At 49.2% G+C, this 19,198-nt stretch carries 16 protein-coding genes; 4 read left to right on the top strand and 12 right to left on the bottom strand.

Annotation, left to right across the window (positions count from 1 at the left end; all coding sequences use genetic code 11):
* Nucleotides 1–39 precede the first annotated feature (39 nt).
* The 7 genes from MKY82_RS12740 to pdhA form a co-directional block, all read right to left on the bottom strand.
* Nucleotides 40–1,527, bottom strand: a complete 1,488-nt coding sequence (locus MKY82_RS12740) for a glutamate synthase subunit beta (protein WP_339296207.1) — start codon at nucleotides 1,525–1,527, stop codon at nucleotides 40–42.
* 341 nt (nucleotides 1,528–1,868) lie between these two features.
* A complete protein-coding gene (locus MKY82_RS12735) occupies nucleotides 1,869–2,357 on the bottom strand; it encodes a dihydrofolate reductase (protein WP_194542079.1) in 489 nt (162 codons plus the stop codon).
* 61 nt (nucleotides 2,358–2,418) lie between these two features.
* The gene (gene thyA / locus MKY82_RS12730) at nucleotides 2,419–3,213 is read right to left on the bottom strand and encodes a thymidylate synthase (protein ID WP_071218198.1); all 795 of its coding nucleotides are present in this window, start codon (nucleotides 3,211–3,213) and stop codon (nucleotides 2,419–2,421) included.
* Between the two features lie 201 nt (nucleotides 3,214–3,414).
* Nucleotides 3,415–4,830, bottom strand: a complete 1,416-nt coding sequence (gene lpdA / locus MKY82_RS12725) for a dihydrolipoyl dehydrogenase (RefSeq protein WP_009589200.1) — start codon at nucleotides 4,828–4,830, stop codon at nucleotides 3,415–3,417.
* Nucleotides 4,831–4,833: 3 nt separating this feature from the next.
* Nucleotides 4,834–6,153 (bottom strand): dihydrolipoamide acetyltransferase family protein, encoded by a 1,320-nt coding sequence (locus tag MKY82_RS12720; RefSeq protein ID WP_194542078.1) that lies wholly within the window; start codon nucleotides 6,151–6,153, stop codon nucleotides 4,834–4,836.
* A 29-nt stretch (nucleotides 6,154–6,182) separates the two neighbouring features.
* A complete protein-coding gene (locus tag MKY82_RS12715) occupies nucleotides 6,183–7,160 on the bottom strand; it encodes an alpha-ketoacid dehydrogenase subunit beta (RefSeq protein WP_071218200.1) in 978 nt (325 codons plus the stop codon).
* A gap of 149 nt (nucleotides 7,161–7,309) precedes the next feature.
* Nucleotides 7,310–8,377 (bottom strand): pyruvate dehydrogenase (acetyl-transferring) E1 component subunit alpha, encoded by a 1,068-nt coding sequence (pdhA, locus tag MKY82_RS12710; protein WP_113056870.1) that lies wholly within the window; start codon nucleotides 8,375–8,377, stop codon nucleotides 7,310–7,312.
* Nucleotides 8,378–8,633: 256 nt separating this feature from the next.
* Here pdhA and MKY82_RS12705 point away from each other — a divergent pair, with 256 nt between their 5' ends.
* The gene (locus MKY82_RS12705) at nucleotides 8,634–9,362 is read left to right on the top strand and encodes an alpha/beta hydrolase-fold protein (protein WP_339296668.1); all 729 of its coding nucleotides are present in this window, start codon (nucleotides 8,634–8,636) and stop codon (nucleotides 9,360–9,362) included.
* Nucleotides 9,363–9,669: 307 nt separating this feature from the next.
* Here MKY82_RS12705 and MKY82_RS12700 read toward each other — a convergent pair whose 3' ends face one another.
* Nucleotides 9,670–10,134 carry a low molecular weight protein-tyrosine-phosphatase gene (locus tag MKY82_RS12700; RefSeq protein ID WP_071218203.1) on the bottom strand — a complete coding sequence of 155 codons (465 nt, stop codon included), beginning with the start codon at nucleotides 10,132–10,134 and terminating at the stop codon, nucleotides 9,670–9,672.
* A gap of 80 nt (nucleotides 10,135–10,214) precedes the next feature.
* Entirely contained in the window at nucleotides 10,215–10,862 is a 648-nt protein-coding gene (locus MKY82_RS12695) for a trimeric intracellular cation channel family protein (RefSeq protein ID WP_194545140.1), read from the bottom strand.
* A 136-nt stretch (nucleotides 10,863–10,998) separates the two neighbouring features.
* Here MKY82_RS12695 and MKY82_RS12690 point away from each other — a divergent pair, with 136 nt between their 5' ends.
* Entirely contained in the window at nucleotides 10,999–11,643 is a 645-nt protein-coding gene (locus tag MKY82_RS12690) for a thiamine diphosphokinase (RefSeq protein ID WP_339296206.1), read from the top strand.
* A gap of 268 nt (nucleotides 11,644–11,911) precedes the next feature.
* Nucleotides 11,912–12,406 (top strand): C40 family peptidase, encoded by a 495-nt coding sequence (locus MKY82_RS12685; RefSeq protein WP_071218205.1) that lies wholly within the window; start codon nucleotides 11,912–11,914, stop codon nucleotides 12,404–12,406.
* Between the two features lie 59 nt (nucleotides 12,407–12,465).
* Here the strand turns inward: MKY82_RS12685 and MKY82_RS12680 are convergent, their stop codons facing one another.
* Nucleotides 12,466–13,188: a response regulator transcription factor gene (locus MKY82_RS12680; protein WP_194542075.1), complete on the bottom strand. Its 723-nt coding sequence runs from the start codon at nucleotides 13,186–13,188 to the stop codon at nucleotides 12,466–12,468.
* Between the two features lie 227 nt (nucleotides 13,189–13,415).
* Here MKY82_RS12680 and MKY82_RS12675 point away from each other — a divergent pair, with 227 nt between their 5' ends.
* Nucleotides 13,416–16,766 (top strand): discoidin domain-containing protein, encoded by a 3,351-nt coding sequence (locus MKY82_RS12675; protein WP_339296205.1) that lies wholly within the window; start codon nucleotides 13,416–13,418, stop codon nucleotides 16,764–16,766.
* Nucleotides 16,767–16,858: 92 nt separating this feature from the next.
* Here the strand turns inward: MKY82_RS12675 and MKY82_RS12670 are convergent, their stop codons facing one another.
* Both MKY82_RS12670 and MKY82_RS12665 read right to left on the bottom strand, forming a co-directional pair.
* Complete coding sequence (locus MKY82_RS12670; RefSeq protein ID WP_339296667.1) at nucleotides 16,859–17,932, bottom strand: ThiF family adenylyltransferase; 1,074 nt, start codon at nucleotides 17,930–17,932, stop codon at nucleotides 16,859–16,861.
* 182 nt (nucleotides 17,933–18,114) lie between these two features.
* Nucleotides 18,115–18,924 (bottom strand): aminoglycoside phosphotransferase family protein, encoded by an 810-nt coding sequence (locus MKY82_RS12665; protein WP_339296204.1) that lies wholly within the window; start codon nucleotides 18,922–18,924, stop codon nucleotides 18,115–18,117.
* Nucleotides 18,925–19,198: the final 274 nt, after the last annotated feature.

The raw sequence follows: 19,198 nt of genomic DNA, 5'->3' as shown, positions 1-19,198 counted from the left end.
TTAACTACTATTCATATGATAGCATATTTAGGAGAAGGATTAAACCAGTACGGTCGCACCCATCAAATATTTGTCTACCTCGCGCGCTACCTCGCGGCCTTCGTTGATCGCCCATACCACGAGGCTTTGTCCGCGACGCATGTCTCCGGCGGCAAATACTTTATCTACATTGGTCGTATATTTGCCATACGGCGCTTTCACATTGGAACGGCGATCCGTTTCAAGTCCAAGCTGCTCGACCAGCGTATGCTCCGGTCCGTCAAAACCGATGGCGATGAACGCCATTTGAGCAGGAAATACTTTCTCCGTGCCCGGAATCGGTTGATACACTTTACGGCCGGTTTCGTCTACAATACGCTCGATTTGAACGGTATGAAGCTCCTTCAGATTGCCCTCTTCATCCCCGACAAATTTCGTGGTCATAATGGAGAATTCGCGTGGATCGCTGCCAAACAGCGCTTTGGCTTCCTCGTGTGCATAATCGAGCGTGTACACGTTCGGGAACTGCGGCCAAGGGTTCGCAATCGGATCACGCTGCAGCGGAGCCTGTTTATGCGTGCCGAACTGGGTAACACTGCTGCAGCCGTGGCGAAGCGCTGTTGCGACGCAGTCAGAGCCGGTGTCACCGCCGCCGATGACAATAACGTCCTTGTCTTTTGCCGACAAGTAGTTGCCATCCTCGAGACCCGAATCCAGCAGGCTCTTGATGGTTCCGTTCAGATAGTCCATCGCATAATGAATGCCCTTGAGGTCACTTCCCTCAATATTGAATTCACGCGGTTTTGTTGCACCGCCGCACAGTACGACGGCATCATAGTCTTCCATCAGCTGCTTGGCGGGAATGTCTTTGCCGATCTCGGTGTTGACAACGAATTCGACGCCTTCAGCTGCGAGCAGATCTACACGGCGCTGAACAATACCCTTGTCCAGCTTCATGGATGGAATCCCGTAAGTCAACAATCCGCCGATACGGTCGGCACGTTCATAGACGGTTACGGAATGGCCTGCTTTGTTCAATTGAGCAGCCGCAGCCAGCCCTGCCGGACCAGAACCGACAACGGCTACGCGGCGTCCCGTACGCTTCGCCGGCGGCTCGGGAACGACCCAGCCTTCTTCAAAGCCCTTGTCGATGATCGCTTGCTCGATGGATTTTATCGTGACCGGCTCCCCAATCAAACCGACGGTGCAGGAACCCTCACAAGGAGCAGGACATACGCGTCCGGTAAACTCAGGGAAGTTGTTTGTTTTGTGGAGACGCTCCAAGGCTTCTCTCCACAAGCCCCGGTATACAAGATTGTTCCATTCCGGAATCAGATTATGAATCGGGCAGCCCAAAGTGCCGCCGAGCATATCGATTCCTGTATGGCAGTATGGCGTACCGCAGTCCATGCAGCGTGCTCCCTGGGTCTGGAGCTCTTCTTCTTCTAAATGTTTATGAAACTCTTCCCAGTCTTTAACTCGTTCGGCCGGGCTCCGATCTGCCGGAAGCTGGCGCTGATATTCCATAAATCCTGTTGGTGTAGACATACTGCTTTACCCCCATCCGTTCTATCCATGCTGGTTACCATGTACAATTTATCATATCATAAATCATCCGACATCGATCTTCAGATGACCCAAGAAACAGGTTTCAGTCTGATTTATTTTTTCTATTTATGCTAAAAAATTTTTTATCAGAGCATGAATCCCCATGATTAGCGGCTATTTAAGCAGCGATTTGTATAAACATTAAAAATATAGTAGCATTTCGCTTTTCTCCTGTTAAATGGACTATATGCATGATCATTTGTATTATCCTACTAACAAAACATTGTCAACATGGATGGATTGGAGTATGTCTATCCCTTCAAAGCTCGTCATCAAGCTCTTTATTTTCGTTCGAACGTAACAAACCGGTAGGCATACGGGTTTTTTTCATCCGTTATGCCGGGAACTTCTTCGATAATTTTCCATTCGTCCCAGTTCACTTCAGGGAAGAACGTATCCCCTTCAAAAGTTTCATCAATAAACGTGCAGTACAACCGATCCGCTTTCGGAAGCATCAATTCATAAATCTGGGATCCGCCGATCACCATCAGCTCTGCGTTCTCCGCGTAGGGAAGGGCTTCATCTATATCATGGATCACGATGCCCTGATCGTCCGTCAGCGTGAAACTTCGGTCTCTCGTCAGCACGATATTCTTTCGGTGAGGCAGAGGTTTGCTGCCAAAGGACTCCCAGGTCTTGCGCCCCATCAGAATCGTTTTGTGCAGGGTCGTCTCCTTGAAGAAGGCCATATCACGCGGCAATCGCCACGGCATGGTGCCGTTCAGCCCGATTACCTGGTCCTTGCCCATTGCCCAAATCATCGATATCATTACACCGTCACTCCTTCCTTGTACAAATGGATTGCGCCGAATATCGGTACCACTTGTTTATTTACACAGCTACGGTCGCTTTAATGGTTGGATGATACTGGTAACCCTCAAATTCAAAATCTTCGAATGTATAATCAAAGATGCTCTCCGGCTTGCGCTTGATGACCAGCTTCGGCAGCTCATAAGGCTCGCGTTCAAGCTGCGTTCTGACCTGTTCCATATGATTGGAATAGATATGGACGTCGCCACCGGACCAGATGAATTCACCTGGCTCCAGGCCGCACTGCTGGGCAACCATATGGGTAAGCAGTGCATAACTCGCAATGTTGAACGGCAGCCCGAGGAAGCTGTCCACGGAACGCATGGTAAGCATGCAGGAGAGCTTCCCGCCCGCCACGTAGAATTGGAATACAAAATGGCATGGAGGCAGCTTCATGTTGTCGATCTCTGCCACGTTCCAGGCACTGACGATATGCCGCCGGGAGTCGGGATTGTTTTTAATCGAATCGATGACGTTGGCAATCTGGTCGATATGGCGTCCATCCGGCGTTTCCCACGCTCGCCACTGCGAGCCGTAGACCGGTCCCAAATCGCCGTTCTCATCTGCCCATTCGTCCCATATCCGCACGCCGTTCTCTTTTAGATACCGGATATTCGTCTCCCCGCTTAAGAACCACAGAAGCTCGTGTATCACCGATTTTAAGTGAATCCGCTTGGTTGTCATCAGAGGAAAGCCTTTAGAAAGGTCAAACCGCAGCTGTCTTCCAAATACGGATAACGTTCCCGTCCCCGTGCGGTCCCCTTTCTCTACGCCATGATCAAGAATGTCTTGCAGCAGCTCCAAGTATTGTTTCATGTATAGTCACCTCACTAGAATCTCATATCAACAGTCTACCATGTTCGTGGAATGATTGGGATGCTTAAAATAACCCTGCCGAAAGAGGCCGGATATCGCTTGCGGCATCCACATAAAAAAACAGGAGGCAGAAAACCGCCTGCGCGTTCTCTGCCTCCTGGCCGAATATATAATGACTCGAAAAAACGAACGTCGTTTGGATTAACGGGCGATGATGTGGATCGGATGACCCATAACCAATTCCGCAGCTTCCATTACGATTTCGCCAAGCGTCGGATGCGCATGGATGGTCAAGGCTACATCTTCAAGCGTAGCGCCCATCTCAATAGCAAGACCGAGCTCTGCAATCAGGTTGGAAGCTTCCAGACCTACGATTTGCGCTCCGAGAATAAGTCCTGTTCCTTCTTCAGCTACGATCTTCACGAAGCCTTCCGGATGGTTCAAGGATACGGAACGTCCGTTACCTGCGTAAGGGAATTTGCCTGCTTTCACTTTATGGCCTTTTTCCTTCGCTTGAGCTTCGGTGTAACCTACGCTGGAGCATTCTGGATCCGTAAACACAACGGCTGGAATACATTTGTAATCCACGACGGACGGCATTCCGGAAATGGCCTCAGCAGCCACTTTACCTTCGTAGGAAGCTTTGTGTGCAAGCGCCAGACCGGATACGATATCCCCGATCGCGAAGATATGAGGAATGCTTGTGCGTCCTTGATGGTCGACTTTCACGAATCCGCGCTCATCCATATCGAGGCCGATCAGATCAAGGCCAAGCTCTCCATCCGTGTTCGGACGACGGCCAACCGTAACCAGCAGGTAATCTGCTGTTACTTCTTTGGTTTCGCCATTCACGGAGTATTTCACGGTAACTTCTTTATCGTTTTGCTCGGCACTTTCAGCTTTAGCACCTGTGATAATTTCGATACCGGTTTTCTTCATGTTTTTCGTAACGAGGCTTGTCATGTCTTTGTCAAAGCCAGCCAAAACGCTGTCCAGACCTTCGATGATCGTTACTTTCGAACCGAATTTGGAGTACATTTGACCAAGCTCGGCACCGATGTAGCCGCCACCGATTACGATCATGCTCTTCGGTACCTCAGGCAGGTTCAATGCTTCGGTAGAAGACAGGATGCGTCCGCCAAACGGGAATGGCTTCAGTTCGATTGGACGGGAACCTGTAGCAATGATGCAGTTCTTGAAGCGGTAACGCGGTGATTCATGATCATTGAATACACGCGCTTCGTTTTCGTTGATGAACATGCACTCGCCGTTGAAAACTTCCACTTTGTTGCCTTTCAGCAAACCGGCTACGCCGCCAGTCATTTTTTTGACAACGCCGTTTTTGAATTCCTGTGTTTTCGCGAAATCAACCGTTACGTTCTCCACGGAAATACCGAATGCATCGGCATGCTTAGCGGACTCGAACTGATGAGCTGCAGCGATCAAAGCCTTGGAAGGAATACAACCACGGTTCAAGCAAACACCGCCGAGTTCCGATTTATCAACGATCAGAACCTTTTGACCCAGTTGGGCGGCACGAATCGCCGCCACATAACCACCAGGACCAGCACCAATGACTAGAGTATCAATATCTAAAGAAGCATCTCCAACTACCATTAGTTACACCTCCATAACAAGCAGCTCAGGGTTAGCGAGCAGTTGTTTAATATAGTTCATAAAGTTTTGAGCCGTTGCGCCGTCGATGATACGGTGGTCAAAGCTCAAGGACAATGCCATAACAGGTGCTGCTACAATCTCGCCGTTCTTCACAACCGCCTTTTCGCTGATGCGGCCGGTACCGAGAATAGCAACCTCTGGGAAGTTAATGATTGGCGTAAAGAACATACCGCCTGCGGATCCGATGTTCGTGATGGAAATCGTGCTGCCCTTCATTTCGTTAGGAGACAGTTTGCCTTCACGGCCGCGAGCAGCCAGATCACGGATGCTGTCAGCGATCATCCAAATGCTCTTACGATCCGCATCTTTGATAACCGGTACGATCAGACCGTTGTCTGTATCCGTAGCGATACCGATGTTGTAGTATTTTTTGTACACGATTTCGTTCGCTTCTTCGTCGATCATCGCATTCAATGCCGGGAACTGACGGCTAGCCGCAACGAGTGCTTTAACGATGAATGGCAGATACGTAACTTTCGTGCCTTTCTTCTCCGCGATCGGTTTCATGCGGGTACGGAACGCTACCAGCTCGGTTACGTCCACTTCGTCCATGATCGTAACGTGAGGAGCTGTGTAAGCCGATTTAACCATAGCGTTCGAGATCGCTTTACGGATACCTTTGAATGGTACGCGCTCTTCTTCTGCACGAGTATCCACCGCTGTGGATGCTGCTGCAGGAGCTGCTTTCGCTTCGGAAGCCGCTTCTTGCGCTGGAGCTGCTGCTTGGCCTCCACCGTTCTTGAAGGCTTCAACATCTTCGCGAGTCACTTTACCGTTGTTGCCAGAGCCTTGCACTTGTGCAATGTCTACGCCTTGCTCACGCGCGAATTTACGCACGCTAGGAGTAGCCAGAACTTCACGATTAGGTGCTGCTGGTGCTGCTGCTCCACCGTTTCCGCCTTGTTTAGCGTCAGCCGGTGCATCTTGAGCCGGGGAAGAAGTTGTATCCGCGCTGCCTTTAGCTGCGTCAGCTTCTTGCGCAGACTGCTCTTCAGCAGGAGCCTCTTGCTCAGGAATGTCGCCTTCAGCATCGATGATAGCTACCACTTCACCGACACGGCATACTTGACCATCCTTGGCAAAAACTTCTTGAACCGTACCGTTCACGGGACAAGGAACTTCTACGACCGCCTTGTCGTTCTGTACTTCCATGATGATGTCGTCGTCTGTTACTTTGTCGCCTGGCTTGATATGCATTTTGATGATTTCACCTTCATGCAGACCTTCACCCAGCTCTGGAAAACGATATTCAAATTTTGCCAACTGAAAAACCTCCCTAGAAATTGCTGCTATTAGAAATTCATTACTTTATTGACGGCATCCACGATACGTGCTGGAGTAGGCAACCAAGTGTCCTCGATTTGCGCGAATGGATACACGGTATCCGGCGGAGTCACGCGAAGCACTGGAGCTTCCAGGTGCAGAATCGCTTTCTCGTTGATTTGAGCGATAACTTCTGCGGCTACGCCTGCAGACTTTTGCGCTTCTTGGACCACGATGGCACGGTTGGTTTTCTTAACCGAAGCAAGCACGGTATCGATGTCGATTGGAGAGATCGTGCGCAAGTCGATGATTTCCGCTTTGATTCCGTTCTTCTCAAGTTCGTCCGCCGCTTTCGTTGCGGTATGAACCATCAAACCGTAAGCGATAATCGTTACGTCGGTTCCTTCGCGAACCACGTTAGCTTTACCAAGCTCAACCGTGTAATCACCTTCAGGAACTTCAGCGCGGAACGCATGATACAGGTTCAAGTGCTCCATGAAGAACACAGGGTCATTGTCGCGAATTGCTGCGATCATGAGTCCTTTTGCATCATAAGGATTGGAAGGTACTACAACTTTAATACCCGGGGTTTGCGTGATCAAACCTTCGAGTGCATCGGTGTGCAGCTCAGCCGCTTTAACCCCGCCGCCGAATGGCGTACGGAATACGATCGGGGAGTTGTAACGTCCACCGGAACGGTAACGCATACGCGCTGCTTGAACGACGATTTGGTCGAGCGCTTCAAAGATAAATCCAACGAATTGAATTTCAGCGATCGGACGGAAGCCTTGAATACCGAGACCTACCGCCAAACCGCCAATAGCGGACTCAGCCAGCGGTGTATCGAATACGCGCTCTTCCCCGAATTCTTTTTGAAGGCCTTCCGTTACCCGGAAAACACCGCCGACATTACCTACGTCTTCACCGAAGATGACAACGTTAGGGTCACGGCTCAATTCAACGCGCATGGCGTCGCGAATCGCTTCTTTCATGTTCATTTGTGCCATTGCTTCATTTCCTCCTTAAGAAATACAGTTCACTAAAAATTCCAGTGTATATATCGATGTCAAAACGTTCAAAAACCGACCTGATGCCGCCATGACAAAACCAGATGATTATCCAGGATCAAACCTTTGACAATCATCGGCCGTCATTTTTATTGGAAATCAGCTTTCTGCTCTTCCAGATGCTTCGGCGTTTGCTCGAACATGCTGTCGATCAAACCAGGTACTGTCATTTTTTCCGTTTGTTCTGCTTTTTTAATTTGCTCGTTGACTTTCGCTTTCGCTTCTTCTTTCACGCGAGCTGTATCTTCCTCTGTCCAGAGGCCTTTTGCTTCCAGGTACTTCGCAAGACGTGCGATCGGATCCTTCTCGTTCCACTCGCCCTCTTCTTCCTTCGTACGATATTTCGAAGCGTCGTCAGACAGGGAATGCGGACGGAAACGGTATGTCACAGCTTCGATAAGCGTTGCGCCTTCGCCATTGCGGCCGCGTTCTGCAGCATCACGAACGGCCTTGATCACAGCGAGGACGTCCATGCCGTCAACCTTAACACCCTTGATACCAGCTGCTACAGCTTTATGTGCGATCGACAATGCTGCAGTCTGCTTGGAGAATGGAGTCGTGATGGCATAACCGTTGTTTTGCACGAAGAAGATAACCGGCAGTTTGTACACGCCTGCATAGTTCAAGCCTTCGTAGAAATCGCCTTCGGAAGAGCCGCCGTCACCGGTATACGTAATAACCACTTGTTTTTGCTTCTTCAGTTTGTAACCCATAGCGATACCCATAGCATGCAAGATTTGCGCGCCAATGATGATCTGAGGCATCAATACGTTAACACCCTCCGGAATTTGTCCGCCATGCTGATGTCCGCGGGAATAGAGGAATGCTTGATAAAGCGGAAGTCCATGCCATACGATTTGCGGCATATCACGGTAGCCCGGGCAGACAAAGTCGTCTTTCTCAAGCGCGAATTCGCTACCTACCATCGTTGCTTCTTGACCGGATACAGGAGCATAGAAACCGAGACGTCCTTGGCGGCCGAGATTTACGGCACGGTCGTCCCAAGTACGGGTAAATACCATACGGTACATAATTTCTTTCAGTTGATCGTCTGACAATTCAGGCAGAAGATCTTTGTTTACGATTTTGCCATCCGGGGAAAGTACAGATAGAGTATCGACTTCCTCGGTATATACTTCATAAGGAACCTTGGTCATTTTTTTCACCTCAATAAATATTTGAATATCAAGTTCCGCTGTTATAGAATTATTATACACCTGTTTTACTCCATTCGTCAAAGAAATACGGGATAAAATTTCACATTTCTTAACGTTTGTATGTATAACAGTTTGTGGATAATACTATAACAGTATGACAAACATCATAGAACAGCAGCCAACTTCAACATGTCAGGGTAATTTTAACTTATTGTTTACCGCATTTCAAAAACTAACCCGAAAAAGGTGACGAATGATGACGAATGAACGTTTATTGAAGCGAACCATCGTAAAAGAAGTTATTGAAAGCCAGTTTCTGCAGGAGAATCGAACGCTGCGCATCTACCTTCCTCCCGGATACAATGAAATTCTCAGCTATCCCGTCGTGTACTGTCAGGATGGAGAGGAATTCTTCAATTTTGGTCGCATCGCGACTTGGGCCAACCAGCTCATTCTCGAAGAAGGCGTGGAGCCGTTCATCATTGTAGGCGTGGAAGTGAAAACCAAAGTTCGCACCGAGGAGTACGCGCCATTCGGCAACCGGTTCGACGCTTACCTATCCTGCTTCGCCGAAGAGATTATTCCCTTCGTCGAACAAAAATATCCTGTGCGCAAAGAGCCTGCCGAAAGAGTACTCGCCGGCGACTCCCTTGGCGGAAGCGTATCCGTGCATCTGGCCTTGCGTTACCCCCATCTCTTCACCCGAATCATCAGCTTGTCCGGCGCCTTCTATGAGAAGTCCCAGAATATGATCAGAGAAGAGAAGGATTTGTCTTGGCTCGACATCTATATGATTGTAGGCTTGCAAGAAGACAACTATGCAACCGATACAGGTGTCTATAACTTCGTTGAATTGAATCGTTCAACAAAGGCGTTGCTGGAAGAACGGGGTGCCACAATATCCTATCTTGAAAAAGACGGCCGTCACCTTTGGGGATTCTGGCAAAAAGAGCTCCCTGCTGCTCTTATGTACTTCCTGGATTAATCGATTGATTGGCAAAATCTGTTGGCTTATCTAAATGACCTGTTACAGCAAAGTTCATGGCCTGTCCCACTGGGGACTTTTTACGCGTTACGCTTTAAAGCAGTTGGCAAAAAAGAATACCTATGATGCAACAGGAAGCGCAAGCTATGCGCTCTTTGTTGCTTCACTTCAAAAAAAGATGAACAACCGCGCATTTTTTCTGGAATGTGCATTGTTCATCTTTTATGTTCAGCAGCCCGTTCTTCTTGGTATCGCTTTCAATTATTCTCGTCAAAAAAGCGGTAGACTCACCGCTTGTTCGAATCGATTATAGCTTTTCTTTCATGATTTTGTCCAGTAAGATGTCACACCCCGCATCAATAAGACGATACACTTCATCAAAATTTCCAGTGAAATACGGATCCGGCACCTCACGCAGCTTTTCATCAGGCAGCAAATCCATAAACTTCAGAATCGCGGCCTGGTCGCCTCCCGCTAGCTTGCGCAAATTCGTCACATTCGAATCATCCATGCCGATAACGTAATCGAACTTGACGAGGTCCTGGCTTACCACTTTGCGGGCGACCATTCCCTCGTAGCTGATTTGCCAACTGTCCAGCAGCTTTCGGGTTCCTTCATGGGGAACGCTTCCGATATGCCAATCTCCTGTGCCGGCAGAATCCACGCTGATCTTATCCTGCAGTCCACGCTGTTCAATTTTATGTCGCAGCACCGCTTCCGCCATCGGCGAGCGGCAGATATTGCCCAAACATACAAACAAGACGGATACCATAATCCTCTCTCCTTCACGCTATAATTCATCGTCATTTCACGAGGAAATTCTAATTCATGCATGACGTTACCTACCATCCATTAACCTGAACTGACTTTTTTTCCACTGGCTGCTGTAGGATGGCCTTCGTGCAGCGACCTTCTGGGCAGTCTCCATTTATAAAGCACGGACAGCATCCGGAATACAATCACCACTACAAACAGAGTAAGCAGCTCCCAAGTCTTGGTGGCCACGCCAAGGCCGATGGCGACCCCTGCTATCATGGCCCACACCGCATAGATCTCATCACGGAGCACCAGCGGCTTCCGCCCTGCCAATAAATCGCGGACCATTCCCCCGCCGCTTCCGGTAAGCACAGCAGCCACAATCACCGCGCTCATGGGGTGATTCATTTGCGTAGCATATAGAGCCCCTTGAATCGCAAAGGCAGATAGTCCGATCGCATCGAACAGCGCCTCCGTTTTCTTCCAGTGCTGAATCAAGCCGAGCGGCAGCACAAACGCTACAAATACTGAAATCATCGCGAGCATGATTAAATCGCCCTGTCCCCACAAGGTGGTAACCGGCACGCCGATCAGTACGTTTCTTATAATACCCCCGCCGAAGGCTGTTACTAAACCTAATACCACAACCCCCAGAATATCGTATTCCTCTTCCATAGCTACAAAAGCTCCGGACATGGCAAACGCAATGGTGCCAATGATACTGAATACGTCAAACACATGCATGTCCAAAATTCAGTTCCCCCGCTCCCCCGTCAATTTACATACTACATTGTAGCCGTGCCTATTAAAATTGTGCAAGCATGAAAACTGCTCTATACTAGAATACAATGACAATTCTCTCGAAAAAGGAGGAATTATAATGAAACATACTCGCGTCCTGATCTTTACAGGTGGGGAGTTGTCACCACGATTCCTGGATGAGGTTCAAAACGGGGACTTCATTATAGGGGCTGATCGCGGAGCCCTCTACTTGATTGAACATGGGATGAAACCTGACCTGTCCGTTGGAGATTTCGATTCCATTCCGCCAGAACAGATGGATCAAATACGCTCCAATAGCGGCAAGGTGATTGACTGTGATCCGATCGATAAAAATTTAACCGACACCGAGCTTGCCTTCGAGCTGGCACTGGAGCATTCCCCCGAATCCATCATGATTCTGGGAGCAACAGGGACACGCCTCGATCACACGCTGGCTAATATCCACATGCTGATTCGCGGACTCCAACATCATATTCCGTGTTCTATATTAGATGAGAACAATTTTATTACCCTGACAGGCTCCAGCTGCATTGTCGAGAACAAAGGGTTTACATATGTCTCCCTGCTGCCGCTGACTACGGAAGTTACCGGGATTAATCTCGAAGGATTCGAGTACCCGCTCCACGACGCCACATTGCGATTGGGGCAGTCACTAGGAGTCAGCAATAAGCTGGCTGAGGACAAAGGGACGGTCCGGATCGAAGGCGGTCTGCTCCTTATTATTCAGAGTAAGGACCGCTAATCGTTACTATTTTGTCATCTTTGATACGGTAATGTTAACAATCAAATTCATCGCTAAAAACCCTTGTTTATCAAGGGTTTTTTCTCATTCCCAACTCATCGACTGCACTCATTTCTTAATATTTTGTAACTTTTAATGATATTTTAATAATCCGCTTTCATTTCATGCGGCCCAAGGGTTTGCGCCGATTAACCAAAATATAGTCGGTTTCAAATCTGATATACTCGGTTCATCGCAAAAAACAAAACTGCTTGGAGGTAATAACAACATGAATCGACAGCATTGGATTAAGAAGGCCGTAGTAATCAGCTTGAGCGCAACTTTGGGTGTAGGGGCAGTTCTTACTGTTGCACCACCAGCTCCTGTAGAAGCAGCATCGGTAAGCACAGGAACTCGAGTCGTTAACTTCGGTAAACAATATATGGGAACACCTTATAAATTCGGAGCATCTACATCCACTACAAGAGTATTTGATTGCTCTTCCTTTATGAAGCATATCTTCAAAAAATACGGCGTGAATCTGCCTCGTACATCTGCTGCTCAATCCAAAGTGGGTAAAGCGGTATCGAAATCGAACCTGAGAGCCGGCGATTTGGTATTCTTCTCGAGCGGAAGCCGTGCAAATGGCCGAAACGTGACTCACGTTGCCGTATATATGGGTAACAACAAAATTTTGCACACCTACGGCAAGCCTGGCGTAACCATCTCCAGCCTGTCTGGCAACTGGAGCAAAACTTACCTGAAAGCTCGTCGCGTACTGTAGTAGTTTAATTAGTCCATTGTTACTAAGGAATTAGAATTATATCAAAGACCGTCTTCCTCTCACGGAAGGCGGTCTTTTTTGCTTGCAGCATTGATTTCTTCCTCCGATAGCAGTTTATATCCGGTTCCCCGAATCGTTCGCAGCAGCTTTTGTTTGCGTCCTCGATCGATTTTTTCTCTCAGATGAAGAATATAAACATCTACCACATTGGTGCCTGTATGGAAATCGTAATCCCACACCTGTTTTAATATATCCTCACGCGTGCATACCTGCCCCTGCCTTCTAGCCAAAAACAACAGTAGATCATATTCGCGATGAGTCAGCTCGATCGCTTCCTCTGCTCGGGATACATTCCGGCTCAGAGGATCGATCACCAGATCTCCGATTCGGATGACTTCTTCTTGTTCCATGCGACCAGTCTGAAATAGTTTCAGTAAATTGGCAATACGCGCCAACAGCTCCCTTGTATCTCTATCATTAGGGATGTAGTCATGGGCACCTGCCTCCAATGCCTGAATGGCTTCATCAGAACCGTCATTTCCGATGATGATGATCGGGATCTGTTCCCTTTTGCCCGTCAATCGCTCCACGAGATTGAATTCGCTCATACCCGGCAATCTGCTGTCGATAAGCAGCAGGTCTGCGCCTGAACGCTGCAAAACGGCGACCACTTCCGAATAATTCATGACATGTTTAACCTTATAGCCCGATTGTTCCAATATCTCCATAACGCTCTGGACCCGATCTTGATGATCTGCCGCGATCAGTATTACTTTCTCCACGGGTTCCCCCCCGCTTTCAACGCTTAATAATGTAAGTATGGCTGTTTCATCCTGCTTTCACTCCAAAAGATGCTCGGATCACGCACGTTTTCCGTAGTAATACATCTTATCTCCGAAGCGGCGCTATTTTTATAATGGGATAAAGGATTAGGAAAGGGGGATATTTTCGCCGATTAGCTCATTTAATCGAAAAGTATCGAGTGAACACTCTGGAGGAGGAAAATAACATGCGCAACAAACTCGTGGTATGGCCTCTTGACATGGCTATGCTGATATCTATCGTATGCAGTGCCGCAGTGCCGCCAACCCCGGTTTCGGCAGCAGCCGAAACCAACCTCTCGCTTGGCAAAGCCGTAACAGCAAGCGGTCAATCCCAAACCTACGGGCCAGCTAACGTTATCGATGGCAATCAGGGTTCGTACTGGGAAAGCACCAATCATGCGTTTCCGCAGTGGATTCAAATCGATCTTGGCGCTGACACCAGCATCAACCGGGTCGTTCTTAAACTTCCTGCCACCTGGGAGTCTCGGACACAAACGCTAACCGTACAAGGCAGCTCGAACGGTTCGACATTCTCCAATTTGGCGGACTCGGCCGACTATGAATTTAACCCCTCTACATCAGGAAACTCGGTGACCATCCGTTTTGATGAAGCGAGCACGAGATATGTTCGCCTGACCGTAACCAGCAACACGACGTGGCCGGCTGCGCAGCTGTCTGAGTTCGAGATTTATGGACCATCGGTCTTCCCGCCAACGCCTCCAACGGGAAACAATATCGCCAGCGGCAAACCGATTACCGCCTCCTCAAGCACCTTTACGTACACTGCAACCCAAGCTAACGACAACGACATCCAAACCTACTGGGAAGGCGGAAGCAATCCAAGCACCCTGACGCTCGACTTGGGAACGAATCACGATATCACCTCCATCGTACTGAAGCTGAATCCTTCTCCGGCATGGAGCACGCGCACGCAAACCATACAAGTGCTCGGACATGATCAGAGCACAACAAATTTTAGCAATTTGGTATCGACGCAGTCCTATACGTTCAACCCCGCGTCCGGCAACTTTGTGACGATTCCCGTAACGGCAACCGTGAAACGTCTTCAATTAAACATAACGTCCAATACCGGCGCACCGGCCGGGCAGATTGCGGAATTCGAAGTTTACGGCACAGCCGCCCAGAATCCGGACCTGACCATTACGGATATGTCATGGACCCCATCTTCTCCGATTGAAAACGATGACATTACACTCCGTGCTACGGTTAAAAACATTGGGGCCGTGGAAGCCGGGGCTACGACGCTCAATTATTACTTAAATGCGGATAAAGCAGGCTCCTCCCCGGTAGCTCCGCTCGCGGCAGGTGCTTCCACCACGGTAACTCTACAAGTCGGTACCAAGGCCGCTGGATCCTATTCCGTCAGTGCCAAGGTTGATGAGGATAATGAAATCATGGAACAGAATGATGAAAATAACAGCTATTCGCATGCGTCCCCGCTCGTCATCGGTGCCGTTGAAAGTTCCGATTTGGTAGGAACTGTACAATGGACACCCGCCACTCCAGTCGCAGGGAACGCAGTAGCCTTTACCGTTAATCTTAAGAACCAGGGCAACAAAGCCACGGCAAGCGGATCCCATGCGATATCCGTCGCTCTGAAGAATCCGGCCGGTTCAACGATTCAAACCTTAACCGGAAGTTATGATGGCGCCCTCGCTGCAGGTTCCTCTGCTTCTATCCATATTCCGGGCACATGGACAGCGGCAAATGGCAGCTATACAGTAACAACAACCGTGGCACCCGACACAAACGAAGTACCCCTCAAACGGGAGAACAACGTCAGCCAGGCGAATCTCACGGTATATTCCGCTCGCGGTGCCAGTATGCCATATACCCGATACGATACGGATGATGCATTACGCGGCGGCGGAGCTCAGCTGAAGACGGCACCGACATTCGATCAAGCGCTCACAGCATCGGAAGCATCCGGGCAGCGTTATGTCGCGCTTCCTTCCAACGGGTCCAATCTGGAGTGGACGGTTCGACCAGGTGAGGGCGGAGCCGGCGTCACTATGCGCTATACGATGCCGGACTCATCAAACGGCATGGGGTTAACCGGCTCGCTCGACGTTTATGTAAATGGTGCGAAGAAAAAAACCGTTCCATTAACTTCTTACTACAGCTGGCAATATTTTTCCAGCGATCATCCTGCAGACGCCCCAGGTGGAGGACGCCCGCTCTTCCGGTTCGATGAAGTACACTGGAAGATGGATACGCCGCTCCAGCCGGGTGACAAAATCCGTATTCAGAAATCCAATGCGGATAACCTGGAATATGGCGTTGATTTTATCGAAATCGAGCCGGTCCCCGCGGCAATCGCCCGCCCGGCTAACTCGGTATCCGTAACGGATTTCGGTGCAACGCCGAACGACGGCCAAGATGACCTATCGGCGTTTGAAGATGCTGTGCAGGCTGCCGCTTCAACCGGCAAAACCTTATACATTCCTGAGGGGACATTCCATCTGGGCAACATGTGGAAGATCGGCTCGGTTGGGAATATGCTTGATGACATCAAGATCATAGGGGCAGGCATTTGGCATACAAACATTCAATTTACCAACCCGAATGCCGCTTCTGGCGGGATATCGCTTCGGATCGCGGGTCAGCTTGATTTCAGCCATATCTACCTCAACTCAAATCTGCGTTCACGTTATAATCAAAACGCAGTCTACAAGGGATTTATGGATAACTTCGGCACCAACTCCAAAATCCACAATGTGTGGGTTGAACATTTTGAGTGTGGATTTTGGGTAGGCGATTATGCGCACACCCCAGCCATCATCGCGGAGGGGCTGATCATTGAAAACAGCCGGATCCGCAATAATCTTGCCGACGGTGTTAATTTTGCCCAAGGAACCAGCCATTCAACTGTACGTAACAGCAGCATTCGTAATAACGGAGACGATGGTCTCGCCGTATGGACGAGTAACGTGAATGGCGCGCCTGCGGGCGTTAACAACAACTTCTCTTATAACACCATCGAAAATAATTGGCGTGCGGCAGCTATCGCATTCTTTGGGGGAAGCGGTCATAAGGCTACTCACAACCTGATTGTTGACACCGTAGGCGGTTCCGGTATTCGAATGAATACCGTGTTCCCGGGTTACCATTTCCAGAACAATACCGGCATTCTGTTCTCCGATACCACGATCATTGGGAGTGGAACCAGTAAAGACCTGTACGATGGGGAGCGCGGCGCCATCGATCTGGAAGCGTCAAATGATGCGATCCGCAATGTCACGTTTACCAACATCGATATCCTGAACACCCAGCGCAGTGCCGTTCAGCTTGGTTATGGCGGCGGTTTTCAGAACATCGTGTTTAACAACATCCATATTGACGGTACGGGGCTTGACGGGGTCACATCCTCCAGATTCTCGAATCCTCATCCAGGTGCGGCAATTTACACCTATACGGGCAATGGGTCGGCAACATTTAACAATCTGACCACGCAGAACATCGCTCATCCCGATTTGTTTTTCATTCAGAACGGTTTTCAATTAATCGTGCAATAACCCGGCTTAAACATCACAAAAAGGAGGAGTCCATTGCGACTCCTCCTTTTGATATTGACGGATTAGATAAGTAACGTTGGGTTTGTTTCAGATTAACCACCAACATATTGATTATACAACGACCTGGCCTTGGCGATATCCGATGTGCCATGCACCAGGGTTCTGCCGTCCCGGAATATAACCAAACGATGTGGATTCACCTGATAGATGATCATATACGGCGTTACGGTTGCTTTTCCTTGATGAAGCTTGTTCAATCGCTCAGCCATTTCGTCCAATTGAAGCTGCAGGGGTCTGGCTGGCCTGATCTGCACCGTATCCCTACCGCACAAGACTTCGCTTTTATCCGCGTGTTCAGCCGTCAAGTAAGGATATTTCGGATGCTCCCCGCATGTGGGGCAGTCCGATTTTTTCGCTCGGTCTACGCCAAACTCCACCCGTTCATTACGCCACAAATCGAAGGACAGCATCTTTTTTCTAAGAACATGTCGATGCCCCGATAAAAGTTTCATCGCTTCCATCGTTTGATGGGCAGCGACCATCTGTACCGCTTGCGGAAGAATTCCGTTAATGTCGCAGGTGTCGCCGCCCAAGGGAATCGTCCCAAGCAGACAGTTCAAGCATGGCGTCTCTCCCGGTAAAAATGTGTAACTCATGCCTGAACTTCCGACGCAGCCTCCGTAAATCCACGGGATTCCATGCTTAAATCCAATGTCGTTCAGGATCAGCCGGGTTCCGAAATTATCGGTAGCGTCCATCATCAAATCAACGCCTTGACTGAGTACTGCCAGTTCCTGCGCACGTACATCCATAACGATACCGTCCACGATACCGTCTGAATTAATCGCAGATAAGCGCTTAGCCGCTGCTACGGCCTTCGGCAATCGATCGATCGCGTCCTGTTCGGTAAACAGCTGCTGACGCTGCAGATTGCTCCATTCCACGTAATCCCGATCCACGATGGTTACATGCCCGACACCTGCGCGAACCAAAGTTTCCGCTACGGCGCTTCCCAGTGCCCCGGCACCAAGAACGAGCACATGGCTCTTTCGGAGGCGAAGCTGACCTTCTTTTCCAAATGGGGTAAACCGCTCTTGCCTAGAATATCGATCCTCTCGTTCCATAGGAACTGTTACACCGCGGTCCGTGGACTCCGAGGCTGCCATGAAGTGAGGCAACGTACGATTTACTTCCTCCCTGTTATCCTTTAAACGAGACATGAATTATCCTCCGATCAATATCTGCAAATCTTCTACGAATAAGAGAAGACTTCACGAAGTTTTTAAATGACAACCTATGATTAGAAATACCCATCCCCCGAAGAGGATGGGCTGTTTACTATTTCAGCCTAAAACAACCTTGTATTCAGCGCCTTCTCCAGGACACCGCGATGACGCATAATCCAGGCTGCACTCCGCGCCCTCCAGGCCAATCCCCATAGAGGGCCTTCCGATTCCGGCGTGACCTGCAGCTCGGTCGCTTCCTCTGCCGTTTCCCGAACGACCACCTCAACGATCATATCAAACAGGGCCGTTCGAAGGGACGGGTCGACGCCATAGGCGTCAACCATTAAACGGAGCTGCCTTGCACGGGTATTAGCATCCGGCAAACCGACTCTTTCCGCAACATCATCATCGTGCAGCTGCGGAAAGAGCCAGCACACACGGGCTAATTCGACGAGCGGATGTACAGGTCCGGCGTATTCCCAGTCAATTAACGCAATTGGCATCCCATCACGGGTAACCATATTCCAAGGTGCAATATCACCATGGCTGTATACAAGTCCGCTGTCACCCAGCTCACGCAGGAACCACGGCTTCCAGACACTCCCGGGCTGCGGTTTAAATGTAGACGAAGCGTCATGAAGTTTACGCAATAATTGTCCTACTTCGATGATGCCTTCGTCGCTCCAGGGCCCGGGATGAACAAATTCGCCTTCGATGTAACTTAACATCTCTTGGCCTTTCTCATTACATCCAGAGCCTATAATTTCCGGAATCGACGTAAACCCTGTTTGCCTCAGATGCCGCAACAATGAGTGTATAGCCGGCGTCCAAGGTCCCGATGGGCGGTACACAATCTGGCCCTGCCGTACAACCGACTTTTCAGGAGAAAGCACGACGTCCTCTCCCTGACTGGAGTTATGTTCCGAATTCATTTTAAATACGTCTCCCCTTCAGAAGGGAATTACACGGGTTAACGGGGCTATGGATGCGAATCCCCTTCATATAATAATGCCCCGATGGATAAGTCCATGTCTTCCATCAACATCTCCTCCGTTCATTTCAGGTTGTTTCTAGCATATCACAAATAAACCATAAACCGAATGTCCATCTTACCGGATATACCAAAGGAGGACAGGCAGTAATCTGCCCATCCTCCTTATAAAAATACTAATACATTCATTCTAATCAAAGTTTTCATTTCATATA

The sequence above is a fragment of the Paenibacillus sp. FSL W7-1279 genome, from assembly GCF_037969845.1.
Taxonomy (GTDB): domain Bacteria; phylum Bacillota; class Bacilli; order Paenibacillales; family Paenibacillaceae; genus Paenibacillus_AQ.
This window is presented reverse-complemented; position numbering and strand designations above follow the sequence as displayed.